The following is a 20221-nucleotide window of genomic DNA, read 5'->3' on the forward strand; positions in this document are numbered from 1 at the left end:
AATTATAACATGACTTTATTAATAATCTTTGCAACTTTATCTATTCTGGTTTCTTTTCTATGTTCAATTTTAGAAGCTGTTTTATTAAGCGTTACACCAACTTTTGTTAACGTAAAAAAGAAAGAAGGAAAAGCATATGCTGAAGGATTAGAAGCTTTAAAAAAAGATGTAGATAAGCCACTAATTACAATTTTAACGTTAAATACCATTGCACATACTGTAGGTGCTATTTTAGTAGGTGTGCAAGCTGAACAATTACCGTATAAATTTGAGATTTTGGGCGTTAATATGGTAGGAATTGTTTCTACAATTATGACAATATTGATTTTAGTTGTTTCTGAAATTATACCTAAAACCATTGGTGCAACTTATTGGAAAGGGTTAGCTGGTTTTACAACTACAACATTAAAATGGTTTATTTTTCCTTTAAAATGGACTGGGATACTATGGGTTTTACAGTTAACAACGAAATTGATTGGAGGTAAAGGAGCTCATGGATCAAGTGTTCTGAGTAGAGAAGATTTTACTGCTATGACTGATATAGCTGAACAAGAAGGTGTTTTTCATGAAAATGAAAGTAATGTGATACGTAATATGTTAGGTTTTAAAGAAGTGCAAGCAAAGCATATTATGACGCCACGTACTGTTTTAAAATCAGCTGATGAAAATCAAACAATACAATCGTTTTTTGATGAACACAAAGCATTACGTTTTTCTAGAATACCTGTGTATTCTGAAAACCCTGATACTATTACAGGTTATTTTTTAAAAGATCAATTGTTGCTTTCATTAATTAATAACAAAGGAAGTGAGCCTTTAAAAAGTATTAAAAGAGATATTATTATTGCTGACAGAGACTTATCTATTCCTAACTTATTTGACAAACTTATAGAGCAAAGAGAACATTTGGCTTTAGTTGTAGATGAATTTGGTTCGGTAAGCGGTTTAGTTACTCAAGAAGATGTAATAGAAACGTTGTTAGGATTTGAGATTATGGATGAAAGCGATAATGTTGAAGATTTACAAAGCTTTGCTAGAAAAAATTGGGAAGAAAGAGCTAAACGACTAGGAATAGTTGGTGAGGATGAAGATAAAAAAAATGAATAAACTATTTTTCATACTATAAAAAAGCAACGAAGAGGTATGCAAAAATCTACCATTCCTAATGAAATGAAGAAGTCTTGGGAAATAAAGTGGGATAAAGAAAATTTTACAATGAGTTGTTAGAAAATCTTTTTTGCGCTAAATTATATAACCTAACTTTTTAAGTTGTTCTTTGTTTTTAATGTCAAATAAGGAGCAATTATGTAAAAGCTTTACATTTGTAGAGATGTCTATAACATTTTCATAGTCATGATCTGTTAATATAATTCCTTTTGATTTAGACTTCTTCTGAATCATTTCTTTTATAGCTTCTATACTTATGGGAGAAATCCCATTAAAGGGTTCATCAAGTAATACAAATTTTGATTTTGTATTTAAAATAATTAAAATTTCAATAATTCTTTTTTCTCCACCAGAGAGTTCCTGACTTTTATAGTTTAAAAAGGGCTTAATAAAATCGTTTTTATGTAAATCTTGTATATTTTCTTGATTGCAAAAAATATTGATTAGTGTTTTTATTTTATAATTATTAGGTAAAAAGTTATCTTGGGGTAAATAATTAATCCAACGAGAAGTTTCACATTGTTTTTGAATGATTATGTCATTTACTTTTTGAAACTTGAAATTAGCTTTTTCAATACCAAAAATTATTTTTAAGAGTGTCGATTTTCCTGAGCCATTTCTGCCTAATAATCCAATAATATCACCAGTTCTACATGAAATAAATAAGTTACTAAGTATAACTTTAGTATTATAGCTTTTAGAGATGCTATCTACATGTAAATAATCCATAAGTAAGCTATTAAAGTTGCTAAACAATTAACACAGATTGTAGAAACCCATAGTTTCGTTTTGTTTAAGCCAGAGTTGAAATAAAAAAAATAGTCATCGTTGCTCGATAACTCGTAATAAAAGTAGTGAAAGGCAATATTTACTGTGGAAAATAAGAAGGTAATTGTTAAGAAAGAAATTGCAGGAGATAGTGTAATATCGAAAATTTCTTTAAACATGTTTATTAAGGCATACCAAATAATTAATGAAAGTAGTACGGAAGAAAAAATGAATTTTCTTTGAAATAGTAGAATGAGTTTAATTTTTTTCATAATTCATCTTCTCTTTAATTTTTTAGAAACAAATTTTAAAAAATGTTTTTACTTAAGCTGTTAAAATATAGGTAATTGTTTTTGTGTATTATTTTATTTATGTTTGATGAAATTTTATAAAAAGTTTGATCAAGTTTTTATAAAATTAGCTAGCTAGAAAAAAGGAGGTGATTTTAAAAATAATTGCGCACATTTTCTTTTTTATTTTAAGATTTTTTACATACTCAAAAATGAGTTATGATGTTTGCCATTTTAAGAATGGAGTAATAATTAACTAAATTAAAAATTAATAAAATGAAAAAAGTATTTTTAACAGTAGCTTTATTTTTTGTTGCTGGAAGTATTTTAAATGCAACAAGTTCTTTTGAGAAAGATGAGATTCTTTTGTCTCAAAACTCAGCTGAAGATGGCGCTCACGTACATTGTAAAAGAGCAGCAATAAAAGAGGCTTATGCATTTGCGTATAAGCTTAATCAAGAACCTGATGTTAGTGTCTTTATGATTTATTATAAAGACTGTATGGGGTATGAGTAATTAATATACTCTTCGAGTAATGTTTTTATTACTCGAAGAGTTTTAGAATTTTAAAATATGAGATATTTAATACTATTAGTATTTTTTGTAAATACTAATTTGTTTTCTCAAGGAGAAAGTAGCATTGTGTACGGAGCAAAATTAAATTTAACTATTGAAGAAGTAAATGAGTTAAATAATAAAAATAAGCAAGCAAAAGTAGATGATAAAGTAACATTAGCTTTAAAAAGCATGATTAGAAATTCAACTGAAGTCGAAGGGGTTTTAGTATTTTCTAAATTAAAGTCTAATTATGAATTATTTGATGCTTTAGAAACTAGAGTAAAATTAGAGGTGTCATTATTAAAGAATATGGCGGGAGGAAATAAAATTTATTTTACATCATTATTTCCTCAAAAAAATCAAAAAGAAGATTGCAATACACTAGGAGAATGTTATGTTATAGAAAATGAAAAACCAATTTGGGAATTAACACAACAAACAAAAATAATTGGTAGTTATTTATGTTATAAAGCAATTCAAACTAATTCAAACAAAAAAAATAAAAAAACAATAGCATGGTATACTAATGAAATACCATTAGGCTTTGGTCCTGTTAATTACTATGGTTTGCCAGGTATGATATTGGAGGTTGATTCGTTCCCTATACTCTTTAAAGCTAAAACAATTATTCTTAACTCTAAAAAGAAAATAAAAGTCAGAGAACCAAAAGGAAAAGAAGTTACGAAAAAAGAATTCAAAAGTTTATTAAGAAAAGCTTTTCCCGACTTTTATAATTATAAAAAATGATTTTAAACTTACTAGGTTGAATTAAATGTAAATTTAGTTATGATTATAGTTAAATAGACTTATGAAGTATTTAATCCTATTATTATTTATTGTAAGTGCTTCCTTGTTTTCTCAAGAAGGTGAAATTGTTTATGGTATTAATTTAAATTTAACTATTGAAAAAATAAATGAAAGAGTTAAGAAGAGTAAACGAAAACTTAATCAAGAGGTAATAACTACTTTAAAAAAAATGGTTTTGAATTCTAGAGAAATAGAAGGAGTTTTATTATTTTCAAATATGATTTCAAATTATGATATTAATGAAAGTGTAAAAAATGAAGGAGTAAAAGGAGTTAGTTTTATTAAGAATGATGCTGGAGGTAATAACTTTTACCATACATCTTTATTGCTTCAAAAAAACAAACAAGAAAACTGTGAAATTTTAGAAGCGTGTTATGTAGTAGAAAATGAGAAACCTATTTGGGAGTTAACACAAGAAACAAAATATATTGGAGGTTATTTGTGTTATAAAGCGATTCAATCAAACTCTAAAAACAAGATTAAAAAACCAATAGCATGGTATACTAATGAAATACCACTTGGGTACGGACCTGCTGAATTTTATGGTTTACCAGGATTGATATTAGAGTTAGAAAAATCAACAATAACTTTTAAGGCTAAAAAAATTGTATTTAATTCAAAAAATAAAATAAAAATTAGAGAGCTTAAGGGAAAAGAAGTTACAAAAAAGGAGTTTAAAAGTTTATTAATAAAAGCATTTCCTGACTTTTATAATTATAAAAAATAACTTTTCTAAAGGAATGATTAAGCACGTTTTTTCAATAATTTTATTAACCTTTTCAGTAACAGTTTTTACGCAGAATTTTGAATTAAAAGGAATTGTGAAAGATAGTTTGGGAAGCCCATTGCTTTATGCAAATGTTATTGCAAAACCTAGAGACGTGACTAAAAACATGAGTTTTTCAGTTACTGATGAAAAAGGAAGGTATCGTTTAGAGTTAAAAACTAATGTTAACTATACGATTGATGTTAGTTATATTGGTTATAAAAAGGCATCTTTTGTAATTCTATCAAATAAAAACATTCAAAAAAGCATTATTTTAAAAGAGGCTAAAAATAAGTTAGAAGAGGTTGTTATAGAGCTTCCTGTTACTGTTAAAGGAGATACAACCATTTACAACACTCAAAAATTTATAAATGGTAAAGAGCGTAAACTTAAAAATATACTTAAAAAATTACCAGGAATTCAAATAAACAAAAATGGAGTAGTAACCGTTAAAGGAAAAAAAGTTACCAAAATGTTGGTAGATGGTAAACCTTTCTTTGGAGGAAACACAAAATTGGCAATTGAAAATATACCTGCTGATGTTGTTGCTAAAGTGGAGGCCATAGATAATTATAATGAAGTTGCTTTTTTGAGAGGATTAACTGACTCAAATAAATTAGCAATTAATATAAAGTTAAAAGAAGGTAAGAAACGTTTCGTTTTTGGAGATGTAGAAGCAGGAAAAGGAAATGAAGAGTATTACAAAAGCAATGCTAACCTGTTTTATTATGCTCCAAAAACTAATGTGAATTTCATAAGTAGTTCTAATAATATTGCTAAAAAAACATTCACCTTTAAAGATTATATGAGTTTTCAAGGCGGCTCTAATGCTTTGTTTAATAGTGGTTTTGATTGGAAAGGTGGAGATCTTTCACAATTTTTAGAGAATACTGATGTTATAAAAAGTAAAGAGCATTTTGGGGCTTTGAATATTAGTAATGTTGTATCAAGTAAATTGGATCTTTCTGGTTTTGTTATTTTTTCTTATACAAATACTAGTAGTCGGATAGTAAATAAAAATGAATATGCAGGTTTTCAAGAGTTACAAAATATTAGTACAAAAGCTATAAATACTTTAGGTATTGGTAAGTTTACTTTTGATTATACACCTAATAATAAGGAACAGTGGTTTTTTAAAACTCAGTTTAAAAATTCTGATAACAATAAAGATAATGGTATTTCTTCTATTGTTAATGCTATAGATAATAGAATTGAAGTTGAAAAAAAAAGTGGCGTTTCAAATTTTAATCAAAATGTAGAATGGCATAAAAAAGGGAATAGAAAACATACATATTCTGCTACAGCTAATTTTTTATTTGATAATAATATATTGAACTCTTCATGGAATACTAACCAGCCAATTTTAAATGGCATAGTTCCAGTTTTAAATAATTTAAGAGAGTTAAATATTAATCAATTACGAAAGACTAAGCAATATAATTTCACTACTATTTTTAAAGATTTTTGGGTGTTAAACCGCAATAATCATATTTATACAACCATTGGAAATACGTATCAAAAACAACAGTTTTTTACGGATGATTTTCAGTTGCTAACTAATGAAGTAACAAATAACTTTAGTACTAACAATTTTGGAAATGATACTCAATACAGTTTTCATGATTTATTTTTAGGGACACATTATAAATTTAAAACAGGGATTTTTACCTTTAAACAAGGAGTTTATTTGCATAAATATAATTGGAGTGTGGTTCAAGAACATATTATTAAAAGGAGTAAATGGAATTTACTACCTGATTTTTTAATGAAAATAGATTTTAATAAATCAAAAGGAATAACAGTAAGGTATAATTTAAAAACTACTTTTATGGATGTTTCTAAATTAGCAAATCGATTCTATTTGCAATCGTATAATTCTGTTTTCAAGGGGAATGAAAATTTAGAAAATGAATTATACCATTCAGTAAATTTAAATTACCATCGTTTTAGCTTTTATAAAGGACTTTTTTTTAATGCTAATATAAATTACACAAAAAAAGTAAAAGGTTATACTACCAGAGTTGCATTTCTTGACAATTTAAATGCATCTAAAACTGTAGATAGGTTTTTAACACAAGATTTGTTACTTAATCCTAGTGAAAATTGGAATGCTGCTGTTTTTTTTGAAAAAAGAATAAAAAAAATAAGATATAAGCTTTCAGGGGATTATATAAACTCTAACTATATACAGGATATAAACAACGTTATAGTAAAAAATGAAAGTAATAATTATTCTTTTGATATAGGGTTAGAAACTTTATTTGATAAATTACCTTTAATAAATATAGGATTTAGAAAAAGTATAGGAACTTATAAGTCAAGCAATATTACATCAAAATTTAGTGCAAATGAACCATACGTAGATATTGATTATGATTTTTTAAATGCATTTAAGTTGACTTTTGATTATAGTTATTACAATTATAAAAATCAAACAGTAGACCAAAGTAATAGGTATAGTATAACAAATGCATCTTTATTTTATCAGAAAGAAGATAGCCCTTGGAATTTTAAAATTACTGCTCAAAATTTAACAGATGAAACATTTAAACAGAGCAATAGTTTTTCAGACTATCTAATTTCTGATACTAGAACATACATAATGCCTAGAATTATATTATTTGGTGTAGGATACAAATTATAATTTAATTCCAAAAAGAACTCTATTCTCTTTTTGTCCATTAAAATTAGAACGTACAAAATCTACACGTAGAAAACGCCATTTTCCAAAACCAATATTATCTAAACCTAACGAGAACTCAGAGTAGGGTTTGTTTCCACCGGTAAATAAACCTTTAGCTCCTGCAACTAAATGAAAGTTTAATCGATTTAAAAGCGGAACTTTACTTAAAAGAGCACCTTTAAAATTTTGTTCAGCGTGCAATTCACCGTATTTATCATTTGTACTTAATTGATAATAAGGTAACGCCAAAAATCCATTTAAATAATTGCTATTTGGGGCTATTAATAATCTATTTCCATTAAAGTGAGCATAATCCATAAACGGAATATCTTTCTTTTCTAAAAAGATTCCACCTTTAATTTTGTACTTAAATCGTCCCCAAATACCAAGACCGATGTTTTGGTATAATTGTGAGTAAATAACATCTGAATTCCAATTACTATTTCCAGAGCCAAAATTCTTCTTATACCCAATGTATACTGAAGGATATCTTTTGTTACCAATATTTATTTTTCTGTTAGGATATGACCAATATTTTTGACCAAATTGTATAGAAGCACCTAAATTAAATGACCACATTTGATGAGGTGTAAAAGAACTACTAAAGTTAGACGGTTCAATAGGGTTGTTAGAGGTGTATTCTATGTTCTTTCTTGGGAATATTACAGAATTTGTGGTATTAAATAAAGGCTTTCTATCCGCAAATTCAAGACTTGAATTTAGACGTAGCCCATTAATTACTTCTTGAGAAAAAGATACTTTTGCAAAAGATTTTTCATAAATCTTCATGTAGTTTCTTTCAAATATTGTAGAACTTATAGTGTTCCAAAGTTTAGAAATAGGATTTTTAGCATTAAATTGACTTGTAGTTATTCCTCCAGAGATATTTAGAATAGGACGAGAAGTGTTATTCCATTTGTATGAGAAATACCCAGTAGGTCTAACTTTTTTATCGGAAAACCCATAATTAACAGCAACACCTGTACTAAACCTTTTACCTGTTTTGTTTAAACGTTTATTATAATTCAAGCCTAAACTTGAGTTGTATCCTTGAACAGTATTAAAATTTAAGTCTCCTAAGGGAGAAGATAAATTAACTGACCACTTATTGAACGTGTTATTATAATTATACCCTGTAAGAATATTAAGAGGTTTAAATTTATTTGATTTACGATCAATAGAGTCTAAATATTTTTTAGACTTTCTAATAACACTAATGCTATCTTTTAATTTGTAATCAGAAACCTCTTCAGTAGTTAAACTAACAGGTCTTTTAGTATTCCAATAAGCAGTATCTTTTTTAGTTGCATTTTCAGCAAATGTTAGTACTTCATTTGTGAATGAATTGCCACTAAAATTAGGGGTGAAATTGTAGTTTGAGTATGCAGCAGAAAAGCGACCATTAAAGTTACTCCCAAATATACCAGCATTAAAATCTATAGTTTGGGTTATCAAAGCCCAAGCCTTTATAGAAGGTACATAGTTGTAGTTTTGTTTAATATGTAAACTTTTAATAATTGGTACACCAACTTGAGCGCCAGTAACGCTAACATCAGCACCGTATACAGACCAATCATCTTCTACAATATAAAGAAAACCATTTAAAACAGGATCATTTTTTCTTTTAGGTATTAATTCAATTTTGTTAACGAGCTTACCATTTTTATTGTAAAATACACCTGTTAACTTGTATTTGTAATATCCAAAAGCCCCATCAGCTATTGGAGAAATCATTTGTTTTCCAGCTAAATTAAATGAGTTTTTATAAAAATCAAAGTTTACTTCATCGGCTTGGTTAAAACTTATACCATTATCTTGACCAGAAACCTTAGAGGCTACTATGTGTTCTTTAAATTTTTTTGGTTTTTTTTGATATGATATTTTTGAAATAGTTTCCGAAAGGTATATAATCCCACTACGTGTAGAATCTAAACCACCTCCTAAGTCTCCAACTTCTTGGCCTAAAATTTTTTTAGGCGCATTTTTAATTTTAAACACTCCTCGAGAATAAAAGTCTGAAGTGTATTTACCAAGCTTATCAGTATTCTTGTTTTTATTAGCAATAGTATTTCTAATAATCGCATTTGCTGGATTTTCTTTTGAATTAATTTGAACTTCATCTAAAGAAACTTGTTCTTCTTGAAGTGTAACGTTAAGAACAAAAGGTAATTTATTTATTGTTATGCTTTTTTTTGCTGTTTTATAACCTAGAAATTGAAATAAGATAGTGTAATTCCCTGGCTTTTCAATTTTTAAATTATAGTCACCATTGTTGTTTGTAGTAGTTCCAGCAATACTGTTTTCTAAATAAACACTAACAAAAGGAAGTGACTTTCCTTTTGTATCAGTAATTTTACCTTTTACCTGAGAAAAGCTAATAAAAGAGGAGAGTAAAAAAATAAAAGTAGTTATTTTCTTCATAATTCGGGTTTAATATTAGTGAGGTAACAAACTTAACAGATATAAAATCAGTAATATGACTACAAAATGTTAAAGATGTTACAAAGAAATCTTAAAAAGATAGACACATATTTTTTATAATTGGTTGCCTAAAGGATTATTTTTTTTAGTGTAAAATTTTAAGGGCTAAAAATGTATAGTATAAATTAATGACAAAGAAAAAAGGTTTCCTAAATTAAGTAGGAAACCTTCAGGTATTGTTGATTAAAGAATACTATTGTAGTTATTTCTTTTTCTTTTCTTTCTTCTTTTTACCAAATAAACCTCCTAGAACATCTTTTACCTTATTAACGGCTGCATCTTTAGTATTTGTTGAGGTTTTGGTGGTGTCTTTTTTAGAGTTTCCTAATAAATTCCCTAAGGTGTTATTAACTAAGTTGTCTTTTTGTTGTTGAATTAATTTTTGACTTAATTTTGAAACTGATGAAGATAAATCAGTGCTAACACTTGGAGATGTCATGTTCCCAGTAATAGTAGCGGTAACTGGTACTGTTATGTTTTGGTCTTTAGCACTTAATTTTGATAATAATCCAGATACTTCACTACCTAAATATTTTGCAGGAACATCTAAAGTAACGTTATAATTCATGCTCTGATCAAACCCATGACTACCGCCTATTTTAATGCCAATATCTTTATATTTTAAATTAAAAGGAGCTACTGCCACTTTTCCTTGTTTAAAAGACAAATTCGTTTTAATATCAGATACATCTAGTTTTGTTAAATCTATAAATGATAATTTATTATTTAGTAAACTGAGGGCTTTTGAACTTTCAGGGTTAATTTTAGTGGTTAAAAGTTGAGCTAAAGCTTTCCCTGAAACTGAAGTTAAATTAGGAGTGAAATCTTTATTTAAACTACCACTTAAATTAATGTCTGAATTTAATTTTCCGTTCATAGCGCCAGCAATTGGACTTAATGATTTTAATAAATCCATGCTTGTAAACGATTGAGAAATATCAAATGATTTAACTCCTAATTTCATAGCAAAAGTAGGCTGTTTCTTTTGGGTGTTTACTTCCCCATTTAATGCTATTTGTCCGTTAAAAATCCCTGCGTTTACATTTTGTAAAATGGCTTTTTCATCCTTTAACCATAAAGTTCCTTTTACATTTTTTAAAGTAAGGTTGTCATAATGAACGGTTTTTGCATCTGCTAAAACTTTACAATCTAAAAAAGCAGGTATTTTTAATGTTTCTTGTGTTGAATTTTCTTTGGTCTCTGTTTCTTCTTTGGAAGTTTCATTTTTAGTAGATGTATCTGCATTTTTTTGCATGAAATCACTTACATAAAAATTGTTAGATTTTACATTAAATGTACCTTGTAGTTTTTTATTTGAAAGTAAAAAACCAAGAAGGTTATTAATTTTTCCAGTAGCACTCATATCACTTTTCCCAGTTTTAGCATCAAACTTTGTTAGTGAAATTACACTCGGATTAAAATTAATTTTAGTGTTCTTTATCTCAAGAGGGTTTACAATGTCTTTTGAAGAAAAAACAAAATCACTTACTTCAATAGTACCATCATTTTTAATACGTTTAACAATGTTCTTTTTAATAGCATTAACGTCAAAACTGGTGTGTAAATTTGCTTTTAATATACCACTTAGTTCATTTTTTAAATCAACAGGGTAGGCTTTGTTAATATTGGCTAAGTTTAAAGTTCCTTTTAAATTTGCTTTTATAAATGGATTTGTTGTTAGGTTATATAAACTACCGTTTCCAGAGAAAATATCTTCATCAATTTTAAAAGAAAGGTTATCAATACTAATAAACGTGTTTTTAACTTTTCCAGTAGTATTCTTTAATTGCGTATTGATATTTATGTTTCGAACACTTTTAGGTAAGTCAGGGTATTTAAAGGAGGCGTTTTTAGCATGTACTGCAATATCAAGTTTTGGAATGTTTTTTTCATCAATGGTTCCAAATACTTTTCCGGCTACACTAAAGTTCCCTGAAGTTTTAACATTAGCTATATTTTTAGCATAAACCTCAGGTAGTAAACCTAAAAAGTTTTTAAAGTCAGATGAGGGAGTTTTAAAATCAATATTTACTTCTTGGCTCTTATCATTTATCTGAACAAATCCATTAAAAACAAGAGGCAGGTTATTTAATTTAGCTTCATTTTTTAAAAATGAAAACTTCTTATTTACTAAATCCATTCCCAGAATGGCATCCAAGGATATCTTTTGGTTTTTAGCGTAGTAAACATTGTCCATTCCAAATGAAATAGTAGACGTGGTTTTGGTAGTTAATTCTGAACTTGATTGAGAAAAATCACCATAGCCACTATGATTAAAGTCGTTCAATAAAAGAACCATTTTTCCCTTTTTGTCGTTGTATTTAATTGAAGTGTTACTAATACTATAGCCATCAATTGATAATCCAAAAGTAGAGGGTTCATTTTCTTTTGAAGCTTCTTTATTAACTTTAGCCTCGGCAGAAGCTTTTGCAATATCGTAATTTGCGTTTCCATTTTCGTTAACCAATACGTTTACCAAAGCATCGTCAATAGTAAAAGATTTTATGTTTAATTGGTCAGAAGAAGCTTTAAAAAGTTCAGTAAGTTTCAGTTTTAAAACAATGTCTTTAGCATATAGTAAAGTATCACCTTTAAATGGTGTATGATTAATAACAGAAACATTAGAAAGTGTAACAGATGCATTTGGGAAATTTCTGAGTAAACTCAGACTTCCATCAGAAAAATCAACTTTAGCATTTATATTGTTGTTTACAGTTTCTTTAACCAAGCCAAGAATCTTATCTTGAAATAATAAAGGAATGCTTACTAATAAAATGAAAATGACTAAAACAAAGCCAATCAATATTTTATAAACTTTTTTCATAGATGAAATATTTTAAAGTATATATTACTAACACGCAAAGTTCAGTATTTATTTGTTAACATATGGCTAAGAAAACTATAAAAATAAAAGTTTTGGTAATTTTGCTTTTGAAAACATACATTAAATGAGTAAAAAAGAGCAATATTCTAATTTTATAAAAGCCCAAGCAAAGAAACTAGGGTTTTTAGAATGTGGTATTGCAAAAGCTGAATTTTTAGAAAAAGAAGCACCTCGTTTAGAAGAGTGGTTAAAAAATGATTTTCATGGTGAAATGAAGTACATGGAAAATTATTTTGATAAACGATTAGACCCAACATTATTGGTTGAAGGCGCAAAATCTGTAATATCATTAACCTATAATTACTTTCCGGAAGAAGTTCAACCAAAAGAAAGCTATAAAATTTCAAAATATGCTTACGGGCAAGATTATCATCATGTAATAAAAGAGAAGTTAAAAATACTACTACAGTTAATACATGATGAGATAGGAGAGGTGTCTGGGAGATGTTTTGTTGATTCTGCTCCTGTTTTAGAACGTGCTTGGGCAGAAAAAGCTGGCTTGGGTTGGAATGGCAAACATTCTTTATTAATACAAAAGCAACAAGGGTCGTTCTTTTTTTTGGCTGAATTAATTATTGATTTAGAGCTGACGTATGACTACCCATTTACTACAGATCATTGCGGATCGTGCACTCGATGTATTGACGCATGCCCTACACAAGCTATTTTGCCAAATAATACGGTTGATGGTAGTAAGTGTATTTCATACTTAACAATTGAATTAAAAGATGCTATTCCTTCTGCATTTAAAGAAAAAACTGAAAATTGGATGTTTGGTTGTGATATTTGCCAAGACGTATGCCCGTGGAATCGTTTTTCAAAACCCCATGCCGAGCCATTATTTTCTCCTCAAGAAAATTTATTAGAAATGACACAACGGGATTGGCAAGAATTAACGCAAGAAACGTTTAGTAAAGTGTTTAAAAAATCGGCAGTAAAAAGAACTAAGTTTAGTGGTTTACAACGAAATATTTCTTTTTTAAAGGATACCTAACCAATTTCAAAGTTCGTAGAGTTTTCTCGGTAATTTCCTATACCTTTATTTTACTGTGTTTAGGGGTTGTTATGTGCTTTTTTTTCAAAGTGTTGCACAATGTATGGTTTAGTTTTTATTCTGATAGTTCTTTTATTTTTAGGGATGTTTTTTGTAACCGTTTCTGTTTATTAGTGGTTGCAATAATTAGTAAAACAATAATAACAATTCATCTTTTAAAGTACTTTTATTAAGAATAAACATCACTTCACAAATTTCTACAGGAATTATATTTATAATCATTGCAAATTACTGATAACAAGATAGATGTGGTTGTGTAAGTTTTTTTGCTTAACAGTTAATTTTCTATTCAAATTTTATCAAATTTGAACGATTTTTTATAAGTGATACCACTGAAATGTTGATAAGGGATATTACTGAGTGCTTCGTTTTTGATGTTCAGTGTTTGGTTATTTTTAAATATTTAAACGCTTGAAAAGCAGTTGTTTAAATATGTTTTTTCTTGTAGGTAGAATTCTTGCCCTCTTTTTTTCAGGCTGTTTTAGGTTTTATAAACGGATTGTTTTTCTTGTTAATTGTGTTTAATTTTATGGAAGATTACAAGTATAAGTAATTAAAATTTAAAATTTAATTTCTGTTTAATTACAGATATTTTACATTAATTATTAACCAAAAATCGTTAAAAATGTCTATTTATCAAGTTCAAAACAAATGGGGAGATTCTCCATTGCAACAAGGTGGAATCTTTGTTTTAGGTTCAAGAAGTAATCAAGAATTAGTGGATATCAATATCAATTCAACTGATGGTGGTAAAACTCTTACTGGAACTATAACCTACAAAGGTGAAGGCCCTATTGGATTTAAAGGGGTACAAGTTGCCGGAAACAATTACAAGGTAGAAAATGAATGGTCTAATACTTGGAACGATGGTGGAAATTGGGTTATTGGAGCCAGAGATGGTCAAAATGTAGTAGCATTAAAAGTAAGTGCTGTAGAAAATACCAAAGATTTAAAAGGAGAAGTTACTTATGAAGGAGAAGGACCTATTGTTTTCCAAGGTAAGGAAACTGCAGGTAGCGCTTTTGAGGTACAAAACCAGTGGGGAGGACCAAATTCTCCATGGAACCCTGGAGGAGTTTTTGTTTTAGGCTCACGTGATAAGCAACAACCAATTGCATTAGATATAAAGTCTAATGACGAGGGGCAAACTTTTACTGGTACAATGACTTATGAAGGAGAAGGACCAATTGATTTGGAAGCAACATTCGTTATGGGTAATGTTTACAGTGTGCAAAATAAATGGGGTGGTCCTTGGCATTCAGCTGGATACTTCATTATTGGAGCAAGAGAAAATCAAAGAGCGGTAGAGTTAAAAGTTTCTTCTAATAATGAAGGACAAACTCTTACTGGAAAAATGACGTATAAAGGAGAAGGTCCTATTGAGGTTACTGCATCAACTGTTGATAAGTTAACAACAGTATAATTAATCTAATTGCACGTTAAGGACTGCCTGAAAAGATTTCTTTTCAGGCAGTTTTTATATTTTTAATAAGGGTCTGTTTTTACCAGTAATCTTAAAAAGTTCGTCATTACGAATGGAACATCGTGTAATTAAGTAATCTGCTAGCTATTTAATAGATCGCTTCTTTCGTTCCTCTATCGCAATGACATTGATTTTTTTTTATCTAAAAACTAATTCATAAGATAATATTATATCAAAAAGTTATAACATACATCATTTTATGACTTAATAAGTGTTTTTACCAATATAAAATATTAGTTATAAGCTGGCTAGAGCGGAGTAATTAGTATTTTAATTCAAAATCTTTAGGATTAACATATCCGTTATTACCTTTAGAATGTAATTTTAATATTTTACTATTTTTTTACTGAATTTAGCTAGATAATATTTTTGACCTCTAACAAAAATTGATAAAACTTTTTTAGAATCATAGATTATATGATTAATTACTCCTGTGATTCCTATTTTTCTTATATTTGAAAGACTTACATTACTATAACAAAAAGAGAAAAAAATCATAATTGAAATACTTACTACAAGAAAAATAAAGTTGCTTTTTTCATGACTAAAGGTTCATTTATACAATTTATAATATTTATTAACTGCCCCTTTTTTACTGTTATACAAGTTAAAGGTTTCATATGCTCTAGTTAGTTTCCATATCAAATTATAGAAGCTACTACTAATTCATTTAAAGCAAGGGCTACCGCTATCGTAGATTTTGATGGCGATGGTGTTTTTAATGTTTGGGAAATTGATCAAGATCAAAGTTTGATAGAAGTAGTTAAAGATTAAAAGGCATAATTTTCAATCTTATATTTAATAATAAAACCCCCAAAAAAATATTTTTTTGGGGGTTTTATTATATTGATTTTTTATAAAAAATCACCAAAGAAAAACCAGTTTAAACTTTTTTTAAGTTTGTTTTCTTTGTTCTCATTTTCACCTTCTGAGTTTGCAGGCGGTTTTAGTTCGTTTTGAAATAAATCGATTACAAATTCATCGTATGTTTTTTTTGTTTCCTCTTTTAGAAAAGCGTCAAAGTATAATTCACTGGATTTTTCTCCTTTTACTTTTTCTATTTCTAAAAGTGTTTTATACAATGGTTCAATTTTTTCAATAACACTATCAGGAACAGCTTTTCTTCTACCAGTATAACCAACGACTTCATCGTTTTCATTTTTGTCAACGATAAAATCGGTAATTACCCAATAGTATCTTCCAGTTCTGGTTAAGTTTTTGACAATAGCATGGAAGTTTTTGCCTTTTTTTAAAGCATCCCATAATACTTTAAATATTACTTTGGGCATGTCAGGGTGACGAATAATGTTATGGGGTTCGCCAATTAATTCAATTTTGTTGTATTCGGAAGCTTTCTCAAAAGTATCATTCATGTATAAAATAGTACCATGAATATCCGTTTTACTAATGATTGTTTGGGTTTTATCCCATTTTACTTCTTCATCAATTATTTTAGCTCGCGTGGGGGACATTTTCATTATTAAAATATTTATAAGATATAAACAAAAATAACAAAACAAATACACAAAGTACCTTTAATTCTAAAGAAAAAAAAGCTCTTGTTTTTTATGTTCAGAAGGGGGTATTTTGCTATAAAAAGTCACCGAAAAAAAACCAATTTAAGCCTTTTTTTAATTTGCTTTCATTTGCTGGGGTATTGTATTGTTCTTTCTCGCTTTCCTCTTTAAATAGGTCAACTACAAATTCATTATAACTTTTACCAACTTCCTCCTTTAAATATCCTTCAAAATATAATTCACTTACCTTTTCACCTTTTAACTTCTCTATGTCAAGAAGGGTTTTGTATAATGGTTCAATTTTTTTGATGACACCATCTGGAACAGCCTTTCTTCGACCGGTATAACCAATGATTTTACCACTTTCATCTTTATCAACTATAAAATCAGTAATTACCCAATAATATCTTCCTGTTCTAGTTAGGTTTTTAACAATAGCATGAAAGTTTTCACCTTTTTTTAACGCCTGCCACAAAACTTTAAAAGTTATTTTAGGCATGTCTGGGTGTCTAATTATGTTATGAGGTTCGCCAATTAATTCAATGGCGCTATATTCACAAGCTTGAGTAAAAACATCATTAGCATATAAAATGGTTCCATGCACATCAGTTTTACTAACAATTGTTTTGGTTTTGTTCCATTTAACCTCTTCGTTAATAATTTGTTTTGGGGGAGTTTCCATGATTTAGTTTTTTTATTTGATTACCACAAAATTCTTATAATAAAGAATAAATAAATATGACTTTTATCAGTTTTTAAATTGTTTTTACAACATAACAAAATGTATATTTGTAGGTTAATACAAACAACATTATTATGAGCGAATCTAGAAAACGACGAGAAGCTTTATTATATCATGCAAAACCAAAACCAGGGAAAATATCAGTAGTTCCTACTAAAAAGTATGCAACTCAACACGATCTATCTTTGGCTTACTCACCAGGAGTTGCTGAGCCTTGTTTAGAAATAGCTAAAGATAAAGACAATGTATATAAATATACTGCTAAAGGAAATTTAGTAGCTGTAATATCAAATGGAACAGCGGTTTTAGGATTAGGAGATATTGGCCCTGATGCATCAAAACCAGTAATGGAAGGAAAAGGATTATTATTTAAAATTTTTGCTGATATTGACGTATTTGATATTGAAGTTGATGCAACTGATGTAGATAAATTTATAGAAACAGTAAAAGCAATTGCACCTACTTTTGGAGGTATTAACCTTGAAGATATTAAGGCTCCTGAAGCTTTTGAGATAGAAAGAAGGTTAAAAGAAGAGCTTGATATTCCTGTAATGCATGATGACCAGCATGGTACAGCTATTATTTCTGCAGCTGCATTAAAAAATGCTTTAGAAATTAATGGAAAAGATATTTCAGAGGTTAAAATTGTAGTAAACGGAGCAGGAGCAGCAGCGATATCTTGTACGCGTCTATATTTAGCACTAGGTGCTAAAAGGGAAAATGTAATAATGTGCGACAGTAAAGGTGTAATAAGAGATGATAGAACGAACCTTACATCGCAGAAAGCTGAATTTGCAACACATAAAGATTTAAACACTTTAGAAGAAGCAATGAATAATGCAGATGTTTTTATAGGTCTTTCTAAAGGTAATGTAGTTAGCCCAGAAATGCTGCTGTCAATGGCAAAGAACCCTATTGTATTTGCTATGGCTAATCCAGTTCCTGAAATTTCGTATGATGTGGCTGTTGCTACAAGAAAAGATATTATTATGGCTACTGGAAGGTCAGATCACCCTAATCAAGTTAATAATGTTTTAGGATTTCCATTTATTTTTAGAGGAGCTTTAGATGTAAGGGCTTCAAAAATTAATGAAGAAATGAAAATGGCCGCCGTTCATGCACTTGCCGATTTGGCTAAAAAATCGGTGCCTGAACAAGTGAATATTGTATATGATGAAATAAGTCTTTCTTTTGGAAAAGATTATATAATACCAAAGCCTTTTGATCCAAGATTGATTTATGAAATTCCTCCTGCAATAGCAAAAGCAGCTATGGACTCAGGAGTAGCTAAAGAGCCTATTGAAGATTGGGAGAAGTATAGAGAAGAATTGATGGATAGGTCAGGTACAGGAAGTAAAGAAATAAGATTACTTCATAATAGGGCTAAGAAAAGTCCAAAAAGAGTTGTGTTTTCTGAAGCTGATCACCTAGATGTATTGAAGGCAGCTCAAAGGGTTTATGAAGAAAAAATAGGTATTCCAATTTTACTAGGAAGGAAAGAGGTTATTTTAGAGTTAAAAGAGGAACTTGGCTTTACTGATGACGTTCAGATTATTGATCCAAAAACAGACGAGGAAGAGGAAAGAAGAAATAGATATGCTGAGTTTTTTTGGGAAACACGCCAAAGAAAGGGGGTAACACTTTTTGAAGCTAAAAAATTAATGCGTGAGCGTAATTATTTTGCAGCTATGATGGTAAATAGTGGTGAAGCTGATGCTTTAATCACTGGGTATTCAAGACCTTATTCATCTGTAGTAAGGCCAATATTAGAGTTAATAGAAAAAGACAAAGGTGTTACTAGAGTAGCTGCTACAAACTTAATGTTAACAAAGCAAGGGCCAATGTTTTTAGCTGATACAACCATTAACATTAATCCTACAGCCAAAGATTTAGCAAAAATTACACAATTAACTTCAACTTTAGCAAAAATGTTTGGAATGAAACCAAATGTAGCTATGTTAGGTTTTTCAAATTTTGGATCGTCTAAGTCAGAAAGTTCTGCCAAAATTAGAGAAGCTGTTTCTTATATTCATAGAAATTATCCAAATGTGGTGGTTGATGGTGAGTTACAAGCAGACTTTGCGTTAAATCCTGATTTGCTAGCAAAAGAGTTTCCGTTTTCTAAACTAAATGGGAAAAGAGTTAACGTATTGATTTTTCCAAATTTAGATGCAGCTAATATTACGTATAAGTTAATGAAACAGGTTGATGGAGTTGAGTCTGTTGGTCCAATTTTACTAGGTATGAGTAAACCGGTTCATATATTACAATTAGGAGCAAGTGTAGATGAAATGGTTAATATGGCTGCAGTTGCTGTGGTTGATGCTCAAAATAAATCACTACAAAAAACAATATAAAAACAGGGTGAAAAACCTTGAAAATGAGTGTTCTTAAAGATAAATATTTTTTCTACTTTAGACAACGCAAAAAATTAATGGATGATAACACAAATTAGAGGAAGACTTGTAGAGAAAAACCCAACCTATGTGGTAGTAGATTGTAATGGGGTTGGATATTTATTACATATCTCTTTAAATACATTTTCTTTATTACCAGAAAATGAAAATATCGTGTTATACACGCATTTATCAATCAGAGAAGATGCGCATACATTGTTTGGATTCATCAATAAAACTGAACGAGAAATTTTTAGATTATTGGTTTCAGTATCTGGGGTTGGGACCTAGTACAGCTAGAACTATGCTTTCTTCTATGACTTCTGAAGAAATTCAACAAGCAATAGCTTCTGAAGACGTGAAATTAATTCAATCGGTGAAAGGGATTGGTGTTAAAACTGCACAAAGAGTTATTGTTGATTTGAAAGATAAAATTCTAAAAACCTTTGATTTAGATGAAGTTTCAGTAAAACAAAACAATACAAACAAAGAAGAAGCGTTATCTGCTTTAGAGGTATTAGGATTTGCTAGAAAACAAGCAGATAAAGTAGTTAATAATATATTAAAAGTAACACCTGAAGCTACCGTAGAAGAGCTTATAAAACAGGCGTTAAAAAACTTATAA

13 protein-coding genes and 1 pseudogene are annotated in these 20221 nt (G+C 28.9%); 9 read left to right on the forward strand and 5 right to left on the reverse strand.

Annotated elements, in window-relative coordinates:
• Positions 1–9: 9 nt before the first annotated feature.
• Positions 10–1107 (forward strand): CNNM domain-containing protein, encoded by a 1098-nt coding sequence (locus tag ACMFBB_RS12735; protein WP_435261157.1) that lies wholly within the window; start codon positions 10–12, stop codon positions 1105–1107.
• 135 nt (positions 1108–1242) lie between these two features.
• On the opposite strand, the gene ACMFBB_RS12740 is transcribed toward ACMFBB_RS12735, so the two are convergent.
• Positions 1243–1896, reverse strand: coding sequence for an ATP-binding cassette domain-containing protein (locus ACMFBB_RS12740; RefSeq protein WP_435261158.1), 654 nt, complete (start codon positions 1894–1896; stop codon positions 1243–1245).
• 605 nt (positions 1897–2501) lie between these two features.
• On the opposite strand from ACMFBB_RS12740, the gene ACMFBB_RS12745 reads away from it, so the two are divergent.
• The 4 genes from ACMFBB_RS12745 to ACMFBB_RS12760 all read left to right on the forward strand — a co-directional run bounded on the left by ACMFBB_RS12745 (position 2502) and on the right by ACMFBB_RS12760 (position 7000).
• Positions 2502–2741 carry a hypothetical protein gene (locus ACMFBB_RS12745; RefSeq protein WP_093869720.1) on the forward strand — a complete coding sequence of 80 codons (240 nt, stop codon included), beginning with the start codon at positions 2502–2504 and terminating at the stop codon, positions 2739–2741.
• A 57-nt stretch (positions 2742–2798) separates the two neighbouring features.
• Positions 2799–3530, forward strand: a complete 732-nt coding sequence (locus tag ACMFBB_RS12750; protein WP_093869721.1) for a GLPGLI family protein — start codon at positions 2799–2801, stop codon at positions 3528–3530.
• Positions 3531–3591: 61 nt separating this feature from the next.
• Positions 3592–4317: a GLPGLI family protein gene (locus tag ACMFBB_RS12755; protein WP_435261159.1), complete on the forward strand. Its 726-nt coding sequence runs from the start codon at positions 3592–3594 to the stop codon at positions 4315–4317.
• Between the two features lie 13 nt (positions 4318–4330).
• Positions 4331–7000 carry a carboxypeptidase-like regulatory domain-containing protein gene (locus ACMFBB_RS12760; RefSeq protein ID WP_435261160.1) on the forward strand — a complete coding sequence of 890 codons (2670 nt, stop codon included), beginning with the start codon at positions 4331–4333 and terminating at the stop codon, positions 6998–7000.
• Here the strand turns inward: ACMFBB_RS12760 and ACMFBB_RS12765 are convergent.
• Entirely contained in the window at positions 6995–9460 is a 2466-nt protein-coding gene (locus ACMFBB_RS12765; protein WP_435261161.1) for a DUF5686 and carboxypeptidase regulatory-like domain-containing protein, read from the reverse strand. The genes ACMFBB_RS12760 and ACMFBB_RS12765 overlap by 6 nt on opposite strands.
• A gap of 262 nt (positions 9461–9722) precedes the next feature.
• On the reverse strand, positions 9723–12344 hold the full coding sequence (locus ACMFBB_RS12770; RefSeq protein ID WP_435261162.1) for an AsmA family protein: 2622 nt from the start codon (positions 12342–12344) through the stop codon (positions 9723–9725).
• 124 nt (positions 12345–12468) lie between these two features.
• Here ACMFBB_RS12770 and queG point away from each other — a divergent pair, with 124 nt between their 5' ends.
• Both queG and ACMFBB_RS12780 read left to right on the forward strand, forming a co-directional pair.
• Entirely contained in the window at positions 12469–13398 is a 930-nt protein-coding gene (gene queG, locus ACMFBB_RS12775) for a tRNA epoxyqueuosine(34) reductase QueG (protein WP_435261163.1), read from the forward strand.
• A 685-nt stretch (positions 13399–14083) separates the two neighbouring features.
• Positions 14084–14881, forward strand: coding sequence for a lectin OAA family protein (locus tag ACMFBB_RS12780; protein ID WP_435261164.1), 798 nt, complete (start codon positions 14084–14086; stop codon positions 14879–14881).
• 914 nt (positions 14882–15795) lie between these two features.
• Here ACMFBB_RS12780 and ACMFBB_RS12785 read toward each other — a convergent pair.
• The gene (locus ACMFBB_RS12785; protein ID WP_435261165.1) at positions 15796–16419 is read right to left on the reverse strand and encodes a PAS domain-containing protein; all 624 of its coding nucleotides are present in this window, start codon (positions 16417–16419) and stop codon (positions 15796–15798) included.
• Positions 16420–16531: 112 nt separating this feature from the next.
• Positions 16532–17140: a PAS domain-containing protein gene (locus ACMFBB_RS12790; protein ID WP_435261166.1), complete on the reverse strand. Its 609-nt coding sequence runs from the start codon at positions 17138–17140 to the stop codon at positions 16532–16534.
• 134 nt (positions 17141–17274) lie between these two features.
• On the opposite strand from ACMFBB_RS12790, the gene ACMFBB_RS12795 reads away from it, so the two are divergent.
• Both ACMFBB_RS12795 and ruvA read left to right on the forward strand, forming a co-directional pair.
• Positions 17275–19557, forward strand: a complete 2283-nt coding sequence (locus tag ACMFBB_RS12795; protein ID WP_435261167.1) for an NADP-dependent malic enzyme — start codon at positions 17275–17277, stop codon at positions 19555–19557.
• Positions 19558–19638: 81 nt separating this feature from the next.
• A pseudogene (ruvA, locus tag ACMFBB_RS12800) lies at positions 19639–20221 on the forward strand (Holliday junction branch migration protein RuvA).

Source organism: Tenacibaculum sp. nBUS_03 (assembly GCF_051201695.1).
In the GTDB taxonomy this organism is placed as follows: Bacteria; Bacteroidota; Bacteroidia; order Flavobacteriales; family Flavobacteriaceae; genus Polaribacter.

Coding starts and splice junctions, on each gene's coding strand:
- ACMFBB_RS12740 (WP_435261158.1), bottom strand. CDS start 1,896: ATGGATTATTTACATGTAGATAGCATCTCTAAAAGCTATAATACTAAA.
- ACMFBB_RS12735 (WP_435261157.1), top strand. CDS start 10: ATGACTTTATTAATAATCTTTGCAACTTTATCTATTCTGGTTTCTTTT.
- ACMFBB_RS12765 (WP_435261161.1), bottom strand. CDS start 9,460: ATGAAGAAAATAACTACTTTTATTTTTTTACTCTCCTCTTTTATTAGC.
- ACMFBB_RS12790 (WP_435261166.1), bottom strand. CDS start 17,140: ATGGAAACTCCCCCAAAACAAATTATTAACGAAGAGGTTAAATGGAAC.
- ACMFBB_RS12780 (WP_435261164.1), top strand. CDS start 14,084: ATGTCTATTTATCAAGTTCAAAACAAATGGGGAGATTCTCCATTGCAA.
- ACMFBB_RS12755 (WP_435261159.1), top strand. CDS start 3,592: ATGAAGTATTTAATCCTATTATTATTTATTGTAAGTGCTTCCTTGTTT.
- ACMFBB_RS12750 (WP_093869721.1), top strand. CDS start 2,799: ATGAGATATTTAATACTATTAGTATTTTTTGTAAATACTAATTTGTTT.
- ACMFBB_RS12795 (WP_435261167.1), top strand. CDS start 17,275: ATGAGCGAATCTAGAAAACGACGAGAAGCTTTATTATATCATGCAAAA.
- ACMFBB_RS12760 (WP_435261160.1), top strand. CDS start 4,331: ATGATTAAGCACGTTTTTTCAATAATTTTATTAACCTTTTCAGTAACA.
- ACMFBB_RS12745 (WP_093869720.1), top strand. CDS start 2,502: ATGAAAAAAGTATTTTTAACAGTAGCTTTATTTTTTGTTGCTGGAAGT.
- queG (WP_435261163.1), top strand. CDS start 12,469: ATGAGTAAAAAAGAGCAATATTCTAATTTTATAAAAGCCCAAGCAAAG.
- ACMFBB_RS12770 (WP_435261162.1), bottom strand. CDS start 12,344: ATGAAAAAAGTTTATAAAATATTGATTGGCTTTGTTTTAGTCATTTTC.
- ACMFBB_RS12785 (WP_435261165.1), bottom strand. CDS start 16,419: ATGAAAATGTCCCCCACGCGAGCTAAAATAATTGATGAAGAAGTAAAA.